Source organism: Thermostichus sp. OS-CIW-30 (assembly GCF_054060215.1).
In genome coordinates, this window is record NZ_JBSSCZ010000027.1 from 21,526 (window position 1) to 36,861 (window position 15,336).

Below are 15,336 nucleotides of genomic sequence, written 5' to 3' on the forward strand. Positions count from 1 at the left end.
GGAAAAAGCTGTAGCAAGGCAAAAAGCATGTCAGCCGCCAACTGCTTACGGGATTGAAAACCCCATCCAATGAAGTGGTTCACTCCTTGGTCAAAGCAGATAGAGAAGGCAAAACATCTTCTCGAAAAGGAACCTCGTTTTGATTCACGTTCTCCAGCTCGGCCAACATGAGAGGGTTAACCCGGTTTAGGTAGGGCACCAAAACCTGTTGTAGCCTTCGGCTGTAGAAGCGGTGGTAGCTGTACACAGGCGTGGCCGGAAATCCCCGTCGAATCTTATGGGATCCCCCTGCGCCGGGATCAAAGTTGCGGATCCCTTCTCGGATGGCGAGGGCAATGGGCTCGTAGTAGCAAACGTTAAAGTGCAAAAACTTCACCTCCTCCCGACAACCCCAGTAGCGCCCGAACAGGCGATCTCCCTTACGAATACAAAAAGACATCCCCACAATTTCTGCATTCCGTTCCCCGGCCACCAGCACAACTCGCTCCCGATAGTTGGGATAGAGAGACTCGAAAAAGCGGCGATTGAGATATTTGCTCCAGTTCCAAAATTGGGCGCAGGTGTTGCTGTAAAAGTCGTACATGAGAGACAACAGGCGCGGCGTGATCTCCTCTCCTGTGTAAATCTTGAGTTCTAGGCCGCTTTTTTCCATTGCAGCCCGCTCTCGCTTGATGTTGCGCCGCTGGTTGGCATTGAACTGGCTCAAAAAGTCTTCGTAAGAGCGGTAGCCGGGGTTGTGCCACTGGTAGTTGTGGGTGATCCGGGGCGTAAATCCATCCGACTCCAATTGAGTCCGCCAGTCCAGATCTACATAAAGCAAGCTAAACACCGAAATATCCTTCTCTTGGCAAAACCGGTCAATGGCTGCCAGCATCAACGACCACACCTCTGCTTCCGAATACTCGGGATGGACGAGGATGCGATAGCCCGTGGCCGGGGTGAAGGGGGCCATGCCGATTAACTTCGGGTAGTAGCGTTCCCCCAATTGGCCGGCAACTGCAGCCCATTCTTGGTCAAAGACAAACTCCCCCTGGCTGTGGCTTTTCAAATACAAGGGGGCAGCAGCAACCAACTGGCCGTCCGCCTCCACCAACAGGTGACAGGGCAGCCACCCTGTCCTGCGGCTGGCACAACCTGAGCTCTCTAGGCTGTGCAACCATTCGTATTCCAAAAAAGGAGAGGTGCGCTCCGTTTGCAAGGCGTGCCAGGCCCCTGCTGGGATCTCGCGAATATCGTGGCACCAGCGCCATTTCAACCCGGTTGACATTTGCCTGCTCGGATCAGACCAACCCGCCGCCCAATCGCCTCAGCTTGGCTGGGAAAAGGCCCCCAATGCTCTTGCCGACTCAAGAGGGGATCCCCCGCCGCCAAATGCAGCACCTGGCAGGATCCCTGCGCCTGCTTGATTATGGACCACCCTGAAGCGGGGTCGGAAACCACACTGCTGCTCCTTTGCCCGTCCACAACTTCTGCGGCGGAAAACCACACTTGTGGGTTCTGGTTTGATTTTAATCGGGATCCCTGGGCTCGTAGTAACGGTTGGCCAATTCCAAAGCCATCTGAAACTTCTGCTCGCGGGTGAGATCGGCCCGTCGGGCAATGTGAGCAAAGCGGTTGATATCTGGGGGCAGGAAGTCGAAAGGACGCTGTTCCCGCACGATGTCCAAGACCAAATCGCAAAGGGCCTGCTGGTAATCGTTGTAGAAGATCTCTCCCAAAGCCTTGAGCCGCCCATCGGGCACCGGATTGTTAAAGTCGATGGCCTGCAGCTCTCCCTGCTCGTCGATGAATAGCTCCACCGAGTTCATTTCATAGCCCAAAACTCGATTGATAATCCGACAGGTATTGATGACTTTCTGGCCTATTTCCGGGGTAAGAAATTCTGGATCAAACAGATATTCGCTGGCATCGAACTTGCGAAAGATATACTTGATCGGAATGATCTTTCGGCCAATGCAGAGGGCGCGAATCTGCCAAGGGTAAGGGGTTTTGACCTTCTCTTGGATCATCATCACCTGAGATCCAGAGCGGTCGTAAAAATAGAGGAGCTGCTCCATGTTGTGGGCTATTTCTACTCCAATGGCCTCTCGCCCCTCCGCCGGCTTAATCACAATTGGCCAGCCCAGGTCTTCCGCCATCCCCTGCCAATCGAAAAACTTATGATACTTAAAGTCCTCTGCTTTCAATGCAGGGGCTTCTTTAGGGGGCAGAATGTAAGTTTTGGGGATGGAGATCCCCAGCTCTTTGACCACCATGTAGGCAGCATCTTTGTTGCGCAGGTAGTAATAAAAGCTAAACGGGTTGTTGATGAGGTAAACCCCCCGAAAGGCAAAGCCCATGAACAGGCCGATGGCTTGGGGGTAAAGGTAGCTGAAACGATCCAGGATCAAGCGATACTTGGTGCGGTAATCCAGGTTCACCTCATGAATGGTGACATGTTCGGCCCGGATCTTGTAAGTTTGGCCGTTGCGAGCTTGAACAGGGGGAAGTGCGTTGAGGCGGGCCAGAGTATCGTCCCCAAAAGGCTCGCTGAAGTGCAGGCTGCCAACCCAATAGTCTTCAATCATCAAAGCTCTCTCAAAAGCTATTCCCTGCAAGGGATCCTACGCGAAGGCGCGGATTTGCGCTTGCCAAGTGGGCCAGTCGTGATCCCCCTCCCATACCTCCAGTTGATGGGGGATGTCGTTGCGGCTGAGCACTTCTGCCAGGCGCAGGTTGTCGCTGAGGCAGTGGTCGCGGCGAGCGGTGAGCAACTTCAGCTCGGTGTTGCGCCCGCCCAACTGATCCCAGAGTTGCCGGCTCATGTTGGACATATAGGCCAGCGGGTTGATGAAATACAGCTCTTGCTCTGCCTGTTGGGGATCCCAGCCGGTGACAGAGCCGAGAGCGGCCACATCGTAGGGCCCCCCCAGAGCCAAACAACGGCGCACTAGGCCGGGATGCCGACAGGTGAGGTTGACAGCATGGGTAGCTCCCAGGGAAAACCCAGCTACCACCAGAAACTCATTTTGCGCCTCGGCCTTGGCGTAGGGGATCAGCTCTTCTACCCAGTGCCGCTCCAACAACAGCCAACGCTCCCGCCGTTGGGGCAAGTCCAGCTGGCGGTTGAACAAAGTCTCCCAATCTAGGGTTTCCACGCAAAAAGCCTGCAAATAGCCCTGCTCCAGATGATGGCTGAGGCTGGCAATAATGCCGCGATCTTCCACGTCAAAAAAACGCCCGTTGCTGGTGGGCAGACAGATCAGCGGGTAGCCGTGATGCCCAAAGTGGAGCATCTCCATTTCCCGGCCCAAGATCTGAGAGGGAAAGCGCAAGTAGCGGCGAGCGTAGGCCATGAAAAACGGGGAAGGGATCCTCAAGAAATACCCAACCTTTCCGGGGGAAGCATTCTGCTCTGCCTGGTCGAGCAAGGCAAAGGGCACTCTCTGGAAAGGTCCACAAGAGCCACCAGAACAGATGGGAGCAGACCTGACCAACTGACAGGAACCTCAGGAAATTTCCGTGAACAGATCCTTGAGGGCCGTGCGGGCGGCCAAGTGCTTGCGGGTGGACTCGAGAATTTCGGCTTCCCGGCGCAGCCGCCTTTCGGTACTGACCATTTCCAGCAGAGCTTGCTGCTCTTGGGGGGCCCCATGGAAGTGGCTAGCCACCCAGTAGGACAGTTCTATGGGGGTGGTGGGGAGCTGCTCCGGCAACTGTGCATCCCGCTCCATTAGCTTGCCCGAGAGACGCACCACATCTTGAAGGAGAGTGGTAACCTGGCGCACCCAGCTCTGCAGGTCATCGGAAGGGGTGGTCGGCTCATCCTCAATCCATTCCACCAGCCCCACCCGGAAGGGTTTTTCCCGCACGTAATCCAAGACGCGGAAGCGCTGCTGCCCCAAGGTCAAAATGTCCATGCGGTCATCCGGCAATCGCTGCACCTGCAACACCTCAGCACAACAGCCCACCCGCACTGGGGATCCCGTCTGGGGATTGAACATCAGCACCCCAAAGCGGCGATCCGTCTCCAGAATGGTGTTGATCATCATGCGGTAGCGGTACTCGAAAATGTGCAGCGGCAGAGGTCGGCCCGGAAACAGCACCACCTCCGGCAAGGGAAACAGCGGTAGCTCGCGAACATCCACGGAAGAAGAAGGCATAGGGCTTGTGCTTCTCGCTGTACTGAGTCTAGCCCATCTTTGTTGGCCAATCTTTATCTCTGCTAAAGGTAGGGGATTGACAGGGAGGGGATCCCTCAAGAGAAGCGGTGGTGCCAGACTGTGATGGCAATCGCCAAGGCATCGGCGGCATCATCCGGGCGGGGCAAGCTGGGCAGGTTGAGTTCCCGGGCCACGGCAGCTTGTACAGCCTGCTTGTCGGCGCGTCCGTAGCCTGTCAAACTTTGCTTGACTTGGGCGGGCGTAAACTCCACCGGCAACAGATGATGCTGGGCCAAGGTGAGCAGGATCACGCCACGGGCTTGGGCGATGGCAATGGTATTGCCCATTTTGTAGAAAAAAAGTTTTTCCAGCCCCACCTGATGCGGGCGCAGTTGGCGCAGCAACTGGCTCAAATCCTCGTGCAGCGTTTGCAGCCGCTCCGGCATCGAGTGTTGGCTGGGGGTGCTGATCACCCCATAATCCACAGGTTTCAACCCCGCAGATCCCGCCAGAATGCAACCAAAACCCATGGTTCCCAGACCTGGATCTAGGCCGAGGATGCGCTGCTCAGGTGGGGTGTCTCCTCTGTCGGCGAGGGGCGGGGGGATCTGACAAGGGCTATGGCCTGCCGGGTGACTGCGCATGATGGGGATGATCGGTGTGCAGGTAGGTCAGGCCCGAGATCAGGGTGAGAACCACCGCCACCCAAAAACAAGGGATCCCTCCCGGCCACCCCAAAATCAGCAAAGCAATGGCCAGGATTTGGGTTACCGTCTTGGCTTTGCCCCAGAAATTGGCACCGCGGATTTGGCTTTGGTTGACCCGCCAGCCGGCGATGGCCAGCTCCCGCCCCACCAGCAAAAACACGCCCCAAGCGGGGATCCGCCCCAGTTCCAGCAGGCCCAGCAGCGGCGCCAACACCAGCAGCTTATCCACCAGAGGATCCAAAAACTTGCCCATATCGGTTACCAAGCCATAACGGCGGGCCAAATGGCCATCCAGCCAATCGGTTGCCGCCGCCAACAGGAACGCCCAGAGGGCCAACCTCTCCCCCAGTGGGGATCGCAGGCTCAGGCCCAGCAAAACAAAAGGGATCCCTGCCAGCCGCAGCAGGGTGACGGCGGTGGGCAGGTTCACCCACTCCAGCTTGGCACGTTGGACGGCGCTGGGATTCTCCACCTTCGGATCTGGCCTCAAGGATCAGAACTATCAGAATTATCGGTAACGGCCCAGGCGCTCGGTGAGCAGGTGGTAAAACCCCTGGGCATCCACCCCAAAAGCCACCTGAACATTGGCGAGGCGACCACTGGATCCCCAGCGATCCACCACCGTCCGGCCCAGGTTCAAGGGGCTAGCCGTTTCCACCTCGACGTAGCAGGGCTTGAGCTCGAACAACTGCGGCTGTAACAGATAGGCAATCACACAAGGGTCGTGCAATGGCCCTCCCGGTAGCCCGTAGCGTTCTACGTCGACCTTACCGTAAAAGGTGAGCATATTGGCCACCGTCTGCCCAACGCGGGTGCCCAGGGCGCGGATGCGCTCAATCCGCTCCGGCGTGCTGAGGACCTGTTGGGTGACGTGCAAGCCCAGCATCACCACCTCCGGGATCCCGGCGCTGAGCACGATCTGGGCGGCGTGGGGATCGGTGAGGATGTTGAACTCGGCTGCCGGGGTAACATTCCCCTCAAAGGCGGATCCCCCCATAAACACCAGCCGCTGGATGCGCTCCACAATCCGGGGCTGCTGCACCAGGGCCACTGCCAAGTTGGTCATCGGGCCCAGCAAAGCCAAGGTAACCGGCTCAGGGGCAGCCATCAGCGTCTCGATGAGATAGGGCACTGCATGCTGGGATCCCAAAGGCATCTGGGGCTCCGGCAGATCCGCTCCGTCGATCCCGGTTTTGCCATGCACCTGCTCGGCGGTTTCCAGAGGGCGCAAGAGAGGTCGGGGGCAGCCAGCATACACCCCCATCTGCGGCTGACCGGCCAATTCACAGATCTGTCGAGCATTGCGGCTGGTTTTGTCCAAGGAGACATTGCCAGCCACCGTGGTAATGCCCAGCAATTGCAGCTCTTCTGGCGACGCCATAGCCAGCAGCAGAGCCACCGCATCGTCTTGGCCAGGGTCACAGTCGATGATCAGGGGCACCATAGGGATCTCGGCAGCAGCTCACTCACCCCTAGTTTAGGTTTTTCTCCCGCTCTTTTCCTCTGGCCGGTGAGCGCGGATCCCGGTCAGATTTAAGATAGGAAATATATCTTCATCCTTTGTCTTGTTGCCTGACACCCATCCACTGCGCATCAACCTGTTGCTGGATTGGGAGCCGCCAGCAGGAGAGCCCCTAGCTTGCGAGGACTGGCTACCCCCTGAACGCTTTGTTGTCGAGTGTTTTCAGGATCAAGCTACCTTCCTAGAGGCTCTTAGGAGACAAGACGGCCATGTCGATTGCTTGGTGCTCCTGGTGGATCCCACTCGGCTGCAAGAGCTGCACGATCTGGGCAATCAGCTCTGCGCGTGGGGACTGCTGCTGCCGACGGTGTTGGCGATTGTGCTGGAAGAATCCCACCTGCAAAAGGAAACACCGGAGACGGAAGGAGAGATCCCTGCCACCTCATCTTTGGTGAAAGCATTGCTCAAGCGAGAGCAGTTTTTCTACCACAACGCCACCCTCGTCCGTCCCATTTCGCCACAGGAGCTGAAGGGGCAGGTGCGGGCCGACTGTACCGCTTCGGGATCCCCTTCCGTCTTGGAGCTGCTGGTGGATCGGGCCATCGCCTTGTTTCTGCAGATGTCTCCCACCTGCGGCCTCCCGCAGGGCCCAGCGCATCCCAGCGATCAGCCCTACCTGGCTTACAGCAACCAACAACAACGGCGGCTGGCGGAGAAATTGCGGGAACGGCTGGGCTACGCCGGAGTGTACTATCATCGTGACCCAGAGCTGTTTTACCGTCGCCTCCCGCCCCACGAGCAGCAAGCCCTCATGCGACGGCTGCGTAACCTTTACCAGGCAATCGTCTTGGACTATTTTCAATCTCCCGAGACCGTCAATGCCCGCATCGACGAGCTGGTGGCCTTGGCCTTTTTTGCCGATATCGGCGCTGCTCAACTGCTGGAGCTGCACATGAACTTGATGGAAGACTTTGCCAAACAATTGAAGCTGGAAGGCCGCAGCGAAGAGATCCTGCTGGATTACCGCCTTACCCTGATCGATGTGATGGCCCACCTGAGCGAAATGTACCGCCGCTCCATTCCCAAACCTGCCCCAAGGGATCCTTAGATATGTCCACTCGCAAAGCCTATGTTCTCAAGCTCTACGTGGCGGGCAACACCCCCAATTCTCTGCGTGCCCTCAGCACCTTGCAAGACATCTTGGAAAAGGAGTTCCGCGGCGTGTACAGCCTGAAGGTGATCGATGTCTTGAAAAATCCGCAACTGGCAGAGGAAGATAAGATCTCGGCAACGCCGACCTTGGCCAAAATCCTGCCGCCACCGGTGCGGAAGATTATTGGCGATCTGTCCAACCGCGAGAAAGTGCTCATCGGCCTGGATCTGCTCTACGAAGAATTGGACGAAGAGGCTTGAGACAGGCTGCAGGAGCAAGGAGAGTGGGATGAACCAGTCATTGGGGCCTTCTGAGCCAGAAAAGCCACAAGATAACACCGCAGAGGACTCCACCGAACCAACCCCAGACAACCACCGGGCGGATCTCTCAGAGCTGCGAGGGATCCCCAAAAAACAGACGGGCATCGAGGGCTTTGAAGACATCAGTCACGGTGGGCTACCCCTGGGACGCACCACCTTGGTCAGCGGCACCTCCGGCACCGGCAAAACCCTGTTTGCCATGCAGTTCCTCTACAACGGCATCGTGAAGTATCAAGAGCCGGGGATCTTCGTCACCTTCGAGGAAACCCCCGCCGATATCATTCGCAATGCCTCCAGCTTTGGCTGGGATCTGCAGGCCCTCATCGACAGGGGCCAACTGTTTATCCTGGATGCCTCCCCCGATCCCGAAGGCTATGAGGTGAGCGGCAACTTTGATTTGTCGGCCCTCATCGAGCGCATCCAGTACGCCATTCGCAAATACAAAGCCAAGCGGGTCTCCATCGACTCAGTGACAGCCATCTTTCAGCAATACGACCCTGCCGGTGTGGTGCGGCGGGAGCTGTTCCGCCTGACGGCCCGCCTCAAGCAGGCCAATGTCACCACCGTCATGACCACAGAGCGCACCGACGAGTACGGCCCCATCGCCCGCTACGGCGTAGAGGAATTCGTCTCCGATAACGTGGTGATCCTACGCAACATCCTGGAGGGAGAGAAACGGCGGCGCACCATTGAGATCTTGAAGCTGCGGGGCACCACCCACATGAAGGGGGAATATCCCTTCACCATCACCAACGACGGGATCAACATCTTCCCCTTGGGAGCCATGCAGCTGACGCAGCGCTCCTCCAACGTGCGGGTCTCCTCCGGCATCGAGAAGCTGGACGAAATGTGCGGCGGCGGTTTCTTCAAGGACTCGATTATTTTGGCCACCGGCGCCACCGGCACGGGCAAAACCTCGCTGGTGAGCAAATTCCTGGAGCGGGGCTGCCTGGATGGGGAACGCTGCATTCTCTTTGCCTACGAAGAGTCGCGGGCGCAGCTGTCCCGCAACGCCTCCTCCTGGGGCATTGACCTGGAAGAGTTCGAGCGGCAGGGCCTCCTCAAGATCATCTGCGCCTACCCAGAATCTGCCGGCCTGGAAGACCACCTGCAGAAGATCAAAACCGAGATGATGGCCTTCAAGCCCTCCCGCATGGCCATCGACTCCCTGTCAGCCCTGGCGCGGGGAGTGAGCCAAAATGCCTTCCGCCAGTTTGTAATCGGGGTAACTGGCCTGGCCAAGCAGGAGGAGATCACCGGCTTTTTCACCAACACCACCGACCAATTCATGGGATCCCATTCCATCACCGAATCCCATATTTCCACCATCACCGACACGATTATCCTGCTGCAATACGTGGAGATCCGCGGAGAAATGGCCCGCGCCCTCAACGTCTTCAAAATGCGGGGATCCTGGCACGACAAAGGGATCCGCGAGTACCTGATCTCCAACGCAGGCATCCAAATCCGCGATTCCTTCCGGGGCTACGAGCGCATCATCAGCGGATCCCCGACCCGCATCAATGTGGATGAGAAAAACGAGCTCTCCCGGATTGTGCAAAACGTCCAGGCCCTCGAGGAAGAAGGGTTGTGAGCGGTTACAACAGTTCCGTGAGCGGGCGCGGCAACAGACCCGTTGAGTCAAGCGAATTTCCAACACCGCTCAACACCGCGCAAGCCCTGCACTTGCGGCTGGCAGGGAGGGATCGGCCCAGACAAGGATTTCCCCGCGGCCAATGGCGAACAGTGGTAACCCACCTACAAATTGGGTAGTATGCCTCTAGCAGTAGCGCAAAGGGCGGGGTTTCCCGGTGTGTTTAGCTTTTTCGGTGGCTCCAAAACCCGAACCATGCTTGGGGTGGACATCAACCCCGAGCGCATCGCCGTTGCCCAACTGAAAAAGCAGGGCAATGGTCGCTATCGTCTGGCCCACTACCACAGCGTGGACATGCCAGAAGGGGCGATGGTCGAAGGACGCATCCTCGATCCGAGCACAGTTGGCTTGATCCTGATGAATTTGCTCAATGAAAACAAGGTACCCACCAACCTGCCGGCAGCCACAGCAGTGCCCGTAAGGGAGGCCATCGTTCGTCTCATTCGCCTGCCTGCCGACCTACCCGCCGATGAGCTGCGCCGGGTGGTTTTGGAGCAGGAGGCCGAACTTTACATTCCCTATCCGCGGGATCAGGCGGATGTCGACTACCAGCCCTTGGGTCTCGATCTTTCCCAGGATGGCATTGAGCGCATCGAAGTCTTGCTGGTGGCCATCCCCAAAGAGGTGGTGGACAACTACCTGGAGGTGCTGCAGGCAGCCAATTTGCAGGTGCGCTGTGTGGAGCTGGCCAGCTTCTCCCTCATTCGCACCATCCGCGATCAGCTAATCCAGTACGGCCCCCAAGAGGCCGTGTTGCTCAGCTCCATCGGCTACGACAGCAGCGAGATCAGCATTTTGGTGAACGGGATCCCGCAATTTACCCGCACCGTCAACATCGGCACCATCCACATGCGGCAGGTGCTGGCCCAGTCCCTGAATTTGCCGGTTAGCCGCACCGGCGACCTGTTGCGAACTCTGAGGTTACCCTTGATCAACCCCACCGATATTTTGGCCACGGGAGAACAGCCAGCGCCCAGCAATCCCGGTGTAGCAGCAGTAACGCGCGTTGTCTCCGATTTGGCGGATGAACTGAAGCGCTCCATCGACTTCTTTACGAGCACAGAAAGCAGCTCGCCTGTGGTGAAAGTACTGCTGGCCGGAACTGGGGCAAGCATCGGCCAAATCGACGGCTTCTTATCTCAGTCGTTGAGCGTGGCGGTGGAGTTGGCGGATCCCTTTGGCAACATTGTCGTGCCGGATTCCGTGGAACTGCCCCTGGAGGAACGCCCAGCAATGGGAGTGGCCCTGGGGTTGGCGCTGCGGGAAGACACCAAGTAGCGGCAGCAGGCAGCGCAAGCTCGCCCAACCGATGGAATAGCGCACAAGGCGGTTAAAGAGATGTACACACCGGAGATCAATTTCCTCAAAGAAAGGCCGGATGTCCTCACCACAGCTCGAACAGGTGGGGGAGCAGTAGTCGCAGCTGAGGCTGCAGAGGGATCCCAGAATTGGATCCCGGCCATTGGCCTGGGGGTTGCTGTTGCTGCTGTAGCGATGGGAGCTTTTTGGTATTTCCAAGACAGCTTTTCCCGCCAGAGAGAAACCTTGAGGGCGGAGCGGGCTCGCCTTGACAGTGAGCTCAGCACAGCCAATGCTGAGTTGTCCCAGCTGCAGAATGCCAATCAAGAGCTGCAAACCATTCGCGCCCAAACGGAAGGGTTCCGCTCCTTTCTGAGATCCGTCCAGCCTTGGTCGGCCATCTTGGAAGAGCTGCGGCGCAAGATCCCCGGCCAGGGGGTATGGATAACCAACATCAGCGCTTCCGGGGATACTGTCAATATCCAAGGAGGGGCGCTGGACTTTCCCCTGGTGAACGACTTTTTGCTCACCCTGCTGGATTCCAACTTTGTTACCAGCGCCGTCCTGAACAGCAGCTCCCGGGTGGACGGCACAAACCTAACCGAGCCCAGCGTCACCTACGGCATAACCGTAACCATCCGTACCCTGGGGGATCCCGACCCAGAATTTACCCGCGAGCTGGAGCAGCGGGGAGCGATAGGCTTGGTTGAAAAGATCCGCATTTTGCGTCGAGTGGAGGCGAACTGATGACTGGATCGGTTGAAGGTTTTCCCGACGAACAACTGGTGGTTCCCCCGGCAGGGCCGCCGGTACTGCTGGGCGTGGAGCTGACCCCCATTCGAATTGGTCTTTTAATCGGGATCACAGGGCTAGGCGCGGCGGGGTTTCTGGCCTTCACCCAACTTCGCCCCTTGATCGAGGAGGTACAGGCTTTGGAAAGGGAGGTAGCCAACAAAACTACCCAGTTGCAGGACATAAAGAGCCAGATTGCCGGTTTGCAGGATGTGCCCAACCAGATCGAGAGAGCCCGCGTGGAGCGGGAACAGATCAGTGCTCTGCTCTCCACCCCCGAGAATGCCGACACGCAACTGCTGGATCTCAACCGGCTGGTGCAGGGGCAGCCCAACAGCGAGCTGCGCAGCTTTAGCCCTTCTCCACTGACTCCAGCGTCTTCGGCCAATCCGGAAGTGCCTGGGATCATCGCTCCCGCCATCCAAGTGCAGACCACCCGTGTCGCTCTGCGTGGCCCCTATACGGAGCTGATCAATCTGATGGGAGATATAGAACGTCTGCGCACGCTGTTCCGGGTGAGCAACATCAGCTTAAATCCTGTTCAAGACACAGGGGAACTGGACGCTGCTTTTGATTTGATTGCCTACATCTACAACAAAGACGTTCCGTTGGGCACTGCTCCTCCACCTGAAGGGCAAACGGCACCTGGTCAGTAGCCCAGCCATGCCTTGACTCAGGGGGGGATCCTGCCAGTGCGGGATCCCCTTTGGTTTTCAGAAGACGGGAACAACCGCCGGTTCAGCACGGATAGTGTTGCCGAATCGAAGATCTGGGAAAAATTTCTTCCGAAACGGCTACAGGTAGTGGCAAAGTCCGAGATTTCGGCTTTGATCAGGGAAGCACGGGGTGAACGAGGCCAAAGGCACCCGTGGCGAGGTGAAGCAAGAATACGACTGGGTGAAGGAGTGAGGTGTGAGGATGATGAACCGTCGAGTTGCTTATGGGTGTGCGTTGGGCTTGATCCTGTCCCTGCCCCCATTGGCCTTAGAAAGCCGGGTCAATGAGGCAGCCGCTCAACAGTTGACCTCCGCAAACCCGCAACGCCTCAGCCGCATCACAGATATCCGCCTGGTGCCCAACGGCAACCGCATGCAGTTGGAGATCAACACCGAAGGGGGCGCTCGCCCACAGGTGTTCTTTACCCAGCAGGGACAATCTTGGATCGGGGACATCACCAATGCTCAATTGAGCGGAAGCCAGGGCCGCTATCGCCAAGAGTCTCCCCTGCCAGGGGTGCGCTTCATTGAGGCCTGGCAGTTGAGCAACGACAGCGTGCGGATAGAAATAGCCGGTGTGGCCGCAGCTCCCCAAGGCTTGCTGGCTCGGCGCAGCCCGACGCAGTTGGTCTTCGACTTTGAGGGCCTACCCTCTGCTCCACCGGCCCCCCTAGCGGCGGTTCCCCCTCAACCCTCGTCCAACCCAGTAGCGCCCGGCCAACCGGCGTCACTAAACCGACCTCAGCCCGTGGCTCCTGCTCCTCAGCCCGCAGCTCCTGCCCCTGCCTCCCAACCGGTCGCTCAAAACCCTGCCCCTCCGCAGACAACTCAAGCGGCTCCTCCTGCACCTGCTGTTCCTGCTGCACCCGTGATTTCTCAGGTCCCCCCTGTGGGCCAGCTCAACCAACCTCAATTGCCGCCGGGAAGTTTGCCCACCGAATCTCCTTTTCAGGGGAGAGCTGTGGCTCCTCCTGCTGGCGATATTGCCGTTGGCACAATCCTGCCTGATCCACCTACAGTGGATCTCGGATCCAATGCCAGGATTAGCTTGACCTTGAAAGATGCTCCTGTGGGCGATGTGCTGAGCTTGTTGGTGCGGCGAGCAGGGTTGAATGTGGTGCTCAACGACGTCCCACCCGATCTAACCATCTCTCTGGATGTGCAAGACTCGCCCTTACAGGAGACATTCAACTTTATCTTGCGGCTAAAACAGTTGCAAGCCCAGCGAAGGGGCCAAACCGTATTTGTTGGACAAAACCTGCCAGGGGTGACTGGGATCCTGGTGCGCAATTACCGCGTGAATCAGGCAGTCGCCACCGATTTGGCCAGTCGGCTGGAAGAAGTTTTGAACGCCGTTGCTCCCGGTGCCCAATTCGTTGTGGACGAGCGCACCAACTCCATTACGGTGATCGGCAACTCGCGGCAGCAGGACATCGCGGCTGCTCAGATTGCCCAATTGGATGTGCGTCGGCGACAGGTTTTGATTTCCCTGAGAGCAGTTGATATTCGCTTGGACAAAAACGAAAGCTTATCAGTTAACTTGGGAGGGGCATCTGGCAACTTTGCCCTTGGAACCTTGGGAGACGCCAACTTTGGTGGACGACCGCTCAATCAACCTGCGGGATCCTCGGTAAGCTCTATCGGCCCTGCAGGCCCATCAGGATCCATCACGGGAATATTTAACACTCTCAACCGGCTGCAGCAGTCTTTGGCTCTAAGAGTGCAGTCTGCAATACAAAATGGAACTGGAAAAATTCTAACTGACCCCAAAGTTGTGGTGGCAGATGGCGGATCCAGTCGAATTAGCATTGCAACCAGCGTGCCCGTTAACGTTGAAACCATCACCATACCCCAGGGCGAAAACCAGCCTCCAGTTGTTACTCAGCGTTTGCAGCGAGAGGATGCTGGGGTTATCCTTGACGTCTCAGAAGTTAGAATAGATGACAATGGGTTTGTTACCCTGACCATTCAGCCGGAAATTTCTATTCCTGTACCCAGTCAAATATTGGGAGGCGGAGACTTTGCAGGCATTCTACTTTTCAATATTGACAGGAGGCAGCTACAAGCATCTCAGCTCAGGTTAAGAGATGGGCAAACCTTTATTATTGCTGGCCTCATTCAAGACAGGGACATCGTTGACGTTCAAAAAGTGCCTTTCCTAGGCGACTTGCCTCTTTTGGGTGCTTTGTTCCGCTCTCAGAGTGTGAATAACGAGCGCAATGAGGTGGTCTTCATGCTAACGCCCTACATTATGGATGATAATGTTGCTTTTGGTCTTCCTCCCAATCCGTAAAATTCCCAATCCGTAAAATAGGGTTATGCCGAACTGCCAAGTTTCGTGACATCCTCCTAACACTGATACTATAGGCACAGCGCAGGACCCATAGCTCCCCACACCCCTCATGAGTTAACTCTCGACAGTCCTGAGTTACTGGCTGCATTAGCTTCGGGATCCGTTGAGTTGCACTCAGCAGCTAATGGCTTCTTCAAGTGGCCTGGGATCCACCTCGGGCAACAAGCGCCAATTCCACCTGATTTTCTTGGGGCTGCCCCAGTTGCACCTCCACATCTCGGCCAAAGAAGCCTTGCATTTTTTTCTGGTAGCTTTCCTGCCATTGTTGGAAGGGAACCTTGGGGGAATCGAACAGAAGCACCAAGGTATACCGGCCATCTCGCAGCTCTTCTCTGTACCCTCTCACCTTGGGCAGATCTGCTTCCAGAGGGCCGCGCAGACCCAGAAACTCCAGGGCATCTTCCAGGTGGGCATTAGCCCCGTAGCTATATTTGGTGATATCGGCGCGGACTTGCTTTTGAATTTCCGTGGCCTGCTGGGCGCGGGCTTGGATCACCTCGAGAGAAGGGGCGGCCAGGGCAGGTACCGGCTTGAGTTCCACTACCTTCATGGTCACCCCTCCCAACAGCAAGGGGATCCCGGCAAACAGGCCAATGAGATTGAGGGTGGGATCGTTGTAGTGGGCAAAGCCCCAAGCCGTGGCGGCAACGCCGGCCAGCAACACGAGAGTGCTCAGGGGGAAGGGCAGTTTTTCAAACATACAGGAGAGGAAGAAAGGCCACCTGAAAACCCAGGCTA

General features: G+C 57.3%; 16 protein-coding genes. 7 read left to right on the forward strand and 9 right to left on the reverse strand.

Annotation, left to right across the window (positions count from 1 at the left end; genetic code table 11):
* Positions 1-79 precede the first annotated feature (79 nt).
* From ACVWZF_RS11550 to ACVWZF_RS11585, 8 genes are all read right to left on the reverse strand, one after another.
* Positions 80-1,267 carry a GNAT family N-acetyltransferase gene (locus tag ACVWZF_RS11550; RefSeq protein WP_011432151.1) on the reverse strand — a complete coding sequence of 396 codons (1,188 nt, stop codon included), beginning with the start codon at positions 1,265-1,267 and terminating at the stop codon, positions 80-82.
* Positions 1,252-1,440, reverse strand: a complete 189-nt coding sequence (locus ACVWZF_RS11555; RefSeq protein WP_457411501.1) for a DDE transposase family protein — start codon at positions 1,438-1,440, stop codon at positions 1,252-1,254. The genes ACVWZF_RS11550 and ACVWZF_RS11555 overlap by 16 nt, the downstream gene beginning before the upstream one ends.
* A 68-nt stretch (positions 1,441-1,508) precedes the next feature.
* On the reverse strand, positions 1,509-2,567 hold the full coding sequence (locus ACVWZF_RS11560; RefSeq protein ID WP_457411502.1) for an ATP-grasp domain-containing protein: 1,059 nt from the start codon (positions 2,565-2,567) through the stop codon (positions 1,509-1,511).
* Between the two features lie 36 nt (positions 2,568-2,603).
* The gene (locus ACVWZF_RS11565; RefSeq protein WP_457411503.1) at positions 2,604-3,422 is read right to left on the reverse strand and encodes an alpha/beta hydrolase-fold protein; all 819 of its coding nucleotides are present in this window, start codon (positions 3,420-3,422) and stop codon (positions 2,604-2,606) included.
* Between the two features lie 66 nt (positions 3,423-3,488).
* Positions 3,489-4,142: an LON peptidase substrate-binding domain-containing protein gene (locus tag ACVWZF_RS11570; RefSeq protein WP_011432147.1), complete on the reverse strand. Its 654-nt coding sequence runs from the start codon at positions 4,140-4,142 to the stop codon at positions 3,489-3,491.
* A 95-nt stretch (positions 4,143-4,237) separates the two neighbouring features.
* Positions 4,238-4,786 (reverse strand): crossover junction endodeoxyribonuclease RuvC, encoded by a 549-nt coding sequence (gene ruvC, locus ACVWZF_RS11575; RefSeq protein WP_457394499.1) that lies wholly within the window; start codon positions 4,784-4,786, stop codon positions 4,238-4,240.
* On the reverse strand, positions 4,761-5,279 hold the full coding sequence (gene pgsA, locus ACVWZF_RS11580) for a CDP-diacylglycerol--glycerol-3-phosphate 3-phosphatidyltransferase (RefSeq protein ID WP_414329287.1): 519 nt from the start codon (positions 5,277-5,279) through the stop codon (positions 4,761-4,763). The genes ruvC and pgsA overlap by 26 nt, the downstream gene beginning before the upstream one ends.
* Positions 5,280-5,357: 78 nt before the next feature.
* Positions 5,358-6,293 carry a nucleoside hydrolase gene (locus ACVWZF_RS11585; RefSeq protein WP_414382892.1) on the reverse strand — a complete coding sequence of 312 codons (936 nt, stop codon included), beginning with the start codon at positions 6,291-6,293 and terminating at the stop codon, positions 5,358-5,360.
* A 121-nt stretch (positions 6,294-6,414) separates the two neighbouring features.
* Between ACVWZF_RS11585 and ACVWZF_RS11590 the strand changes: the two genes are divergently transcribed.
* From ACVWZF_RS11590 to ACVWZF_RS11620, 7 genes are all read left to right on the forward strand, one after another.
* The gene (locus ACVWZF_RS11590; RefSeq protein ID WP_457404036.1) at positions 6,415-7,419 is read left to right on the forward strand and encodes a circadian clock protein KaiA; all 1,005 of its coding nucleotides are present in this window, start codon (positions 6,415-6,417) and stop codon (positions 7,417-7,419) included.
* Between the two features lie 2 nt (positions 7,420-7,421).
* Positions 7,422-7,724, forward strand: a complete 303-nt coding sequence (gene kaiB / locus ACVWZF_RS11595; RefSeq protein WP_457411506.1) for a circadian clock protein KaiB — start codon at positions 7,422-7,424, stop codon at positions 7,722-7,724.
* A gap of 28 nt (positions 7,725-7,752) precedes the next feature.
* Positions 7,753-9,378: a circadian clock protein KaiC gene (kaiC, locus tag ACVWZF_RS11600; RefSeq protein ID WP_011432142.1), complete on the forward strand. Its 1,626-nt coding sequence runs from the start codon at positions 7,753-7,755 to the stop codon at positions 9,376-9,378.
* A 180-nt stretch (positions 9,379-9,558) separates the two neighbouring features.
* On the forward strand, positions 9,559-10,716 hold the full coding sequence (gene pilM, locus ACVWZF_RS11605) for a type IV pilus biogenesis protein PilM (RefSeq protein ID WP_457411507.1): 1,158 nt from the start codon (positions 9,559-9,561) through the stop codon (positions 10,714-10,716).
* A gap of 60 nt (positions 10,717-10,776) precedes the next feature.
* The gene (locus ACVWZF_RS11610) at positions 10,777-11,484 is read left to right on the forward strand and encodes a PilN domain-containing protein (protein WP_457411508.1); all 708 of its coding nucleotides are present in this window, start codon (positions 10,777-10,779) and stop codon (positions 11,482-11,484) included.
* Complete coding sequence (locus ACVWZF_RS11615) at positions 11,484-12,185, forward strand: hypothetical protein (RefSeq protein WP_457411510.1); 702 nt, start codon at positions 11,484-11,486, stop codon at positions 12,183-12,185. Before ACVWZF_RS11610 ends, ACVWZF_RS11615 begins: the two co-directional genes overlap by 1 nt.
* Before the next feature lie 262 nt (positions 12,186-12,447).
* Positions 12,448-14,538: an AMIN domain-containing protein gene (locus ACVWZF_RS11620; RefSeq protein WP_011432138.1), complete on the forward strand. Its 2,091-nt coding sequence runs from the start codon at positions 12,448-12,450 to the stop codon at positions 14,536-14,538.
* Positions 14,539-14,731: 193 nt separating this feature from the next.
* Here ACVWZF_RS11620 and ACVWZF_RS11625 read toward each other — a convergent pair whose 3' ends face one another.
* Positions 14,732-15,298, reverse strand: a complete 567-nt coding sequence (locus ACVWZF_RS11625) for a DUF2854 domain-containing protein (protein ID WP_011432137.1) — start codon at positions 15,296-15,298, stop codon at positions 14,732-14,734.
* Positions 15,299-15,336 lie beyond the last annotated feature (38 nt).